Genomic DNA, 7,061 nt, shown 5'->3' with positions numbered 1-7,061 from the left:
CCACGCGCTCGACCTGCGCGGCGCTCACCGCCGCCGCGCCCTCGAAGGCGGCCAGCGCCCGCGCGGCGCGCAGCATCACCAGGTCGGCACGCAACCCGTCGACGGCCGCCTCGATGCAGAGCCGGGCAACCTGCTCGTGCACGCTGTCGTCGACCTGCACGCTCGCCAGCGCCTCGCGCGCGCGGCCGATCCGTTCGGCCAGCGCGGCCAGTGCCGCGGCATGCCCGGCGCGAAAGCCCGCCGGATCGAGATCGAAGGCCAGCCGCGCCTTGACGATGCGCTGCCGCTCGGCGATGTCGCGACAGTTCTCGAGTTCCACCATCAAGCCGAAGCGATCCAGCAACTGCGGACGCAACTCGCCCTCTTCCGGATTCATGGTGCCGACCAGCGCGAAGCGCGCCGCGTGTGTGTGCGAGATGCCGTCGCGCTCGACCGTGTTGACGCCGCTCGCGGCCGCGTCGAGCAGCACGTCGACCAGGCCGTCGGGCAGCAGGTTGATCTCGTCGACATAGAGCACGCCCAGATGCGCGCGCGCCAGCAGCCCCGGCGAGAAACGCACGGCGTTCTCGCCGAGCGCGCCGGCCAGGTCCAGCGTGCCGGTCACGTGCTCGTCGGCGGCGCCCAGCGGCAGCGTCACGAAGCGGCCCCGCGGCAGCAGCTCGGCCAGCGCGCGCGCCGCCGTCGATTTCGCGGTGCCGCGCGGCCCGCTCACCAGCACGCCGCCGATCGAGGGATCGACGGCCACCAGCAACAACGCCTGCTGCAGCGCGGCCTGGCCGATCAGCGCGGAAAACGGAAACGGCGGCAGGCCGCCGCTCGGGTCGTGCGGGTTCATCGCCGGGTTCCTTCCAGATGCTGTTCGACGGCGAGCAGGCGTGCCTCGAGCTGCTCGCGATAGGCGCCGGGTTGTTGCCAGAGGCCGCGCTGGATCGCTTCGAGCAGGCGCTCGCAGATGCCGTGCAGCGCATGCGGGTTGTGCCGCTCGAGGAACGCGCGCGTGTCGGCGTCGTTGACGTAGGCGTCGGCGACCAGCGCGTATTGATGATCGGCCACCACGCGCGCGGTGGCGTCGTAGCCATAGAGATAATCGACGGTGGCGGCCAGCTCGGCCGCGCCCTTGTAGCCGTGGCGCTTCACGCCGTCGATCCACTTCGGGTTGACCACGCGCGAGCGGATCACGCGCGCGATCTCCTCGCCGAGCGTGTTCATGCGCGGCGTGTCGGGGCGGCTGTGGTCGCCGTGGTAGAGCGCCGGCTGGCGCCCCGACAGATGGCGGACCGCGGCCGCCATGCCGCCCTGGAACTGGTAGTAGTCGTTGGAGTCGAGCAGGTCGTGCTCGCGGTTGTCCTGGTTCTGCACCACTGCGTCGATGTTGGCCAGCCGCGCGCCGAAGGCGTCCTGCGCGGCCTCGCCGGCGCTGCCCTGCGCGTAGGCGTAGCCGCCCCAGGACTGGTAGGCCCGGGCCAGGTCGGCGTCGCTCTGCCAGTTGCGCTGGTCGATCAGCTCCTGCAGGCCGGCGCCGTAGCTGCCCGGCCGCGCGCCGAACACGCGCCAGCCGGCGCGGCGTCGCGCCTCCTCGGCGCTCGCGCCGCGCTCGACCAGGGCCGCCGCGTCACGCCGCACGCGCTCGTGGATCGGGTTCAGGTGGGCCGGCTCGTCGAGCTCGGCGACCGCCTGCACGGCCGCGTCGAACAGGTGCATCAGGTTGGCGAAGGCATCGCGGAAGAAGCCCGAGACGCGCAGCGTCACATCGATGCGCGGGCGCTCGAAGATCTCGATCGGCAGGATCTCGAAGTCGGTCACGCGGTGGCTGCCGTGCGCCCACTTCGGGCGCACGCCGATCAGCGCGAAGGCCTGGGCGATGTCGTCGCCGCCGGTGCGCATGGTGGCCGTGCCCCATACCGACAGGCCGACCGCGCGCGGATAGTCGCCATGCTCCTGCAGATGCCGCTCGACCAGTTGGTGCGCCGACTTCATGCCGAGCGACCAGGCCGCCTGGGTCGGCACGGCGCGCGTGTCGACCGAGTAGAAGTTGCGGCCGGTCGGCAGCACGTCGGGACGGCCGCGCGAGGGCGAGCCGCTCGGCCCGGGCGGCACGAAACGGCCGTCGAGGCCGCGCAGCAGATGGCGCAATTCGTCGGCACCGCAGTCGTCCAGGCGCGGCGCGAGATCGCGCGCGACGCGCTCGAGCACGGCCAGCGTGGCCGGCCAGCGCCCGGCTTCGGCGCGCAGGCGACGCAGCGCGAGCAGGTCGGCCGCGTCGTCGGGCTCGTGCCGGGGGGCCAAGCCTTCGGCTTCACGGTCGCCCCCGCCGTCGCCCTTCCCGCTCCCGCCCTCGCCCTCGCCCTCGCCGGCCAGCCCCGCGACGAGCCGCTGCGCCAGCAGTTCGAGCCGCTCGCGGGTGTCGCCGGCATGCCGCCACGGCGTCGCGTCGACCTCGCTCAACTCGGTCGGGCGCGGCCCCTGCCAGGGCGCGGCCCAGTCGGCCGAGAGCGGATCGAAACCGGCGCCGAGCTGGAGATCGCGCGCGAGCGCGGCGATCAGGCCGGCGTTCGCGCCGAGCCCGTCGCCGACCGGGAAACGCGCCAGCGCGAGCAGCGTGTCGCGGCGCTGGCGCGCCTCGGGCGAGCGGCCGAAGACATGCAGGCCGTCGCGGATCTGCGCTTCCTTCAGTTCGCAGAGCCAGGCGTCGACGCGCGTGAGCAGCGCGTCCTCGTCGTCGCGGCCGCTGGGCTCGGCCAGGCTCAGTTCCTCGTGCAGCCGGTGCTCGACGATGGTGTCGAGGATGCTCCGGCGCAACAGTTTGGCGCGGCGCGGATCGACCATCAGCGCGTCGTAGTATTCGTCGACCTGCCGCTCCAGGTCCTGCAGCGGCCCGTAGTTCTCGGCGCGCGTGAGCGGCGGCATCAGGTGGTCGACGATCACCGCCTGGGCGCGGCGCTTGGCCTGGCTGCCCTCGCCGGGATCGTTGACGATGAACGGGTACAGATGCGGCAGCGGCCCGAGGATCAGGTCGGGCCAGCAGGCCTCGGACAGCGCCACGCTCTTGCCCGGCAGCCATTCGAGATTGCCGTGCTTGCCGACGTGCACGATCGCGTCGATCGCGAATGCGTCGCGCAGCCAGAAGTAGAAGGCCAGATAAGCGTGCGGCGGCACGATCTCGGCATCGTGATAGCTCGCGTAGTCGTTCGCCTCGCGCGTGCGCGCCGGCTGGATCCCGACGAACACCTGCCCCGCGCGCCAGCCGGCGATCGGGAAACGTCCGTGGCGCAATGTCGGGTCCTGCTCGGGCTCGCCCCAGCGCGCCTCGATCGCCTCGCGCGCGGCCGCCGGCAGCCGTGCGTAACGGCGCCGGTAGGCATCCATCGCGAGGCTCTGGAAGGCCGGGCGGATCGCCTGCGAGGTCGGATCGTTGGTCACACCCTCGGTGAGCCGCGCGATCAGCGCGTCGCCCGTCTCGGGCAGCGCGCCGGCCAGCGTGTAGCCCGCCTCGCCCAGCGCGGCCAGGATGCCGAGCGCCGAGGCCGGCGTGTCGAGCCCCACGCCGTTGCCGATACGCCCCTCGCTGGTCGGGTAGTTGGCCAGCACCAGCGCGAGCCGCTTGCCCGCGTTCGGCTCGGTGCGCAGCCGGCACCAGCGGCGGCTCAGCTCGGCGACGAAGGCGATGCGCTCCGCGTCGGGCTGGTAGCGCACCACGTCGACCTCGGTATGCGGGCAGCGATAGGCCAGCCCCTTGAAGCTGACCGCGCGCGTGACGATGCGCCCGTCCACCTCGGGCAGCGCCACGTGCATGGCGATGTCGCGCGCGTGCAGGCCCTGGGGATCGGCCAGCCAGGCCTCGCGGTTGCCGCCCGAGAGGATCACCTGCAGCACCGGCGCGTCGCCGGCCAGCTCGACGGCCGAGGGCGCGTCGATCGCACCGGCCGCGAAGGCGGTGGTGTTGAGCACCAGCGCGACGCGCTCCGAGGCGACCAGCCGCGCGATCACCTCGCGGCTCGCGGCGTCCTTCAGCGAGGTGACGGCGATCGGCAGCGGGTTGAGCCCCTCGCGCTCGAGCGCCTCGATCAGCGCGTCGAACACGGCCGTGTTGGCGGCCTGCCAATGCGCCTTGTAGAACAGGATCGCGACCACCGGCGCGCCGCTGGTCCAGCGCGCGTGCCAGTCTTCCACCACGGCCGGCTCGCGCATCGGGTGATAGAGCGCGGCGGCCGGCAGCGGACGCGGCGGCGACGGCGCCTCGCCGACGCCGAGCGCATGGAAGGCGATGCTGCGCAACAGCGCCTGCGCGTTCCAGGCGCCGCCCTCGCGCAGGTAGCGCCACCATTGCCGGCACAGCGCCGGGTCGACGGTGCTCCTGGCGACCAGGTTCGGATCTTCCTGCAGGTCGCCGGAAAACATCGCCAACTGCTGGCCGCGCCGTTCGGCCAGCGCGACCGCCTGCTCGATCCCGTAAGGCCAGTAGGCCTCGCCGCCGAGATGGTCGATCACCACCACGCTGGCGTGCTGCAGCACGTCGTCGATATAGAAGTCGACCGAGGCGGGCTGGCGCAGGAAGCTGACGTTGGCCAGCCGCAGGCTCGGGAAACCCTCGCCGAGCAGCGGCACCGCGCTGGCGAGCAGGGACAGCGTGGTGTCCGCCGAGCTGAGGATCACGATCTCGGCAGGACGCTGGTCGATGCGGATCACGCCCTGCGTGTCGTCGACGAAACCGCCCGGCGTGGTGCGCAGCAGATGCATCGGGAGCCTTCGCGCCTCAGGCCGCTTGCACGGCGTCGCCGAGCGCGGCGAGGAAGGCCGCCTGCAGCGCGGCCGCGTCGAGGTCCTCGCCGATCAGCACGAAACGGCTGGTGGCGCCGTCCGCCTCGGTGAGGCGCCGGTCGAAGTAGCTGTCGAAGCGCCCGCCCACGCCCTGGATCACCAGCCGCATCGGCGTGGCCGGCAGCGCCGCGAAACCCTTCACGCGGTAGATCGTGTGCGCGTCGACCAGCGCGCGCAGCGCGGCGATGGTCGCCTCGCGCGAGCTCACGCGCGCCTCGACCACCACCGAATCGAATTCGTCGTGGTGATGGTCGGCATCCTCGGCCGAGCCGTGATGATCGTGACGCAGGTGGATGGTTTCCTCGGAGGCCGCGTTCAGGCCGATCAGGGTGGCCAGGTCGAGCTCGCCGCGCTGCGCGCGCACGATCTTCACGTGCGCCGGGATCTCCTCGCGGATCGTCGTCTCCACCGCGGCGAACTGCGCCGCGTCCAGCAGGTCGGTCTTGTTGACGATCACCAGGTCGGCCGAGGAAAGCTGGTCGGCGAACAGTTCGTGCAGCGGCGATTCGTGGTCGAGGTTCGGATCGGCGCGGCGCTGCGCGTCCACCGCCTGCACGTCCTCGGCGAACTGGCCGGCCGCGGCGGCAGGGCCGTCGACCACCGTGATCACGGCATCGCAGGTGAAGCTGTTCTTGATCGACGGCCAGTTGAAGGCCTGCACCAGCGGCTTGGGCAGCGCCAGGCCGGAGGTCTCGATCAGCACGTGGTCGATCTGCTCGCGGCGCTCCACCAGCGCCTCCATCACCGGGTAGAACTCCTCCTGCACCGTGCAGCACAGGCAGCCGTTGGCCAGTTCGTAGAGCTGGCCGGCCGCTTCCGCGCCCTCCTCGCAGCCGATGCCGCAACCCTTCAGGATCTCGCCGTCGATGCCGAGCTCGCCGAATTCGTTGACGATCACCGCGATCCGGCGGCCCGAGGCATTTTCGAGGATGTGGCGCAGCAAGGTGGTCTTGCCGCTGCCGAGGAAGCCCGTGACGACGGTCACGGGGATTTTGCGCATTTGCATGGAATTCGCCTGTCGGTGAGTCGGTGGATGATGCCATCGCGGCGTCGGCACGACGCGCGGCCGGCCTGCCGGTCGTCATGCCGGCCGCCCGGGGACGACGATCATCGACGATGGACTGGCCGGCCGACGCGCCCAGGGCGCGGCCGCGAGGCTGCACGGGAACCCGCGCCGCCACCCGCGACGCTTCCCTGCGGATTCGCCGCCGCGCGCCGCCGGGCCTGGCCCGGGGCTCGCGCGCGACTGGCGCTTCCGTGGTTCTGGCCGGTATCCGGGCTGGCGACAGCGCCGCTTCGCCTTCCCGGACGCGTCTCGCGTCCAGTGGCCGGGCCGCGCGCCCGAGCGACTCGGGGCGCGGTGAAGCGGGGCTCGCATCGCTTGCGCGATGCATGCGCTTACCGTTGCGGGGGCAGCACAGGTTGAGGTCGTCCGCGGCGCGGCGAGCTTCCCTGTTTCCCGTTCAACTGCGTGCCAAGAGAATCCGCACGCGAGCACCAAAACGCGTGCGAGTGTAGGCGCGGCGCCAAGACGCGTCAAGGCGGCGCGGCCGGCCGCGGCGCGCGATGGGGCGCGCTCGGCGCCGCGGCTCTTTTTGTGCGCCCGCGCCACCGAGGCGCCTGCCCGGCAAGCCCCGGCGAGCGCCCTTCCGGCCCCGTCCGCTGTGCTATCGTATGCGCGCGTTCGGTGCCCGCAGTCGCATTCGCGGCGGCGGTTAAACGGGAAACAGGGAGCGGCGCGCCGCCAGCCTGTGCTGTCCCCGCAACGGTACGCCGCCGGCGAATCGCGCAAGCGCGACGCGCAGGCCGACTCGAGCCACTGCCGATTGCGGCGGGAAGGCGTCGGCATGACAGGCGGCCAGCCCGGATACCGGCCGACGCAGACGGCGAGCCCGGCTCGCCGGACATGGCACCCGCGTGGGACGGGCGCCATGCGAAATCCGCATCGAGGCACGAAGCGTCGTCGGCACCGTGGTTCGCCGTTTTTTTGCCAGCTTGCTTGCACGTTTGTTCGCTCGTTCACCACTCGTCCGCCCAGCATGACCTGCATCGCTCCGGATCGCATCGCCGCGCCACGCATCGTCGTCGGGGTCGGCTGCCGCGCCGGCAAGTCGCCCGAGGCGATCGAGGCCGCCATCGCCGCCGCGCTCGCGCGCCGGCCCGGCCTCGCGCTGGCCGATATCGCCCGCGTCGCGACGCTCGACTCCAAGGCCGCCGAACCCGGCCTGGTGGCCTGCTGCGCG

At 72.4% G+C, this 7,061-nt stretch carries 4 protein-coding genes and 2 riboswitches; of the genes, 1 reads left to right on the top strand and 3 read right to left on the bottom strand.

Features of this window, described 5'->3' with window-relative positions:
• The 3 genes from F3J18_RS34490 to cobW form a co-directional block, all read right to left on the bottom strand.
• On the bottom strand, positions 1 to 835 hold an 835-nt coding region (locus tag F3J18_RS34490; protein WP_166916581.1), incomplete at its 3' end, for an ATP-binding protein.
• Positions 832 to 4,737 carry a cobaltochelatase subunit CobN gene (gene cobN, locus F3J18_RS34485; RefSeq protein WP_166916579.1) on the bottom strand — a complete coding sequence of 1,302 codons (3,906 nt, stop codon included), beginning with the start codon at positions 4,735 to 4,737 and terminating at the stop codon, positions 832 to 834. The genes cobN and F3J18_RS34490, both read right to left, overlap by 4 nt.
• Positions 4,738 to 4,753: 16 nt before the next feature.
• Positions 4,754 to 5,824 (bottom strand): cobalamin biosynthesis protein CobW, encoded by a 1,071-nt coding sequence (gene cobW, locus F3J18_RS34480; protein WP_166916577.1) that lies wholly within the window; start codon positions 5,822 to 5,824, stop codon positions 4,754 to 4,756.
• A 241-nt stretch (positions 5,825 to 6,065) separates the two neighbouring features.
• Positions 6,066 to 6,335: riboswitch (cobalamin riboswitch) on the bottom strand.
• A gap of 151 nt (positions 6,336 to 6,486) precedes the next feature.
• A riboswitch (cobalamin riboswitch) is annotated at positions 6,487 to 6,712 on the top strand.
• Between the two features lie 37 nt (positions 6,713 to 6,749).
• Here cobW and F3J18_RS34475 point away from each other — a divergent pair.
• The coding region (locus tag F3J18_RS34475) for a cobalamin biosynthesis protein (protein WP_240156492.1) at positions 6,750 to 7,061 on the top strand (312 nt) is incomplete at its 3' end.

It is taken from the genome of Burkholderia sp. Ax-1720, assembly GCF_011753035.1.
Taxonomy (GTDB): domain Bacteria; phylum Pseudomonadota; class Gammaproteobacteria; order Burkholderiales; family Burkholderiaceae; genus Burkholderia; species Burkholderia gladioli.
This window is presented reverse-complemented; position numbering and strand designations above follow the sequence as displayed.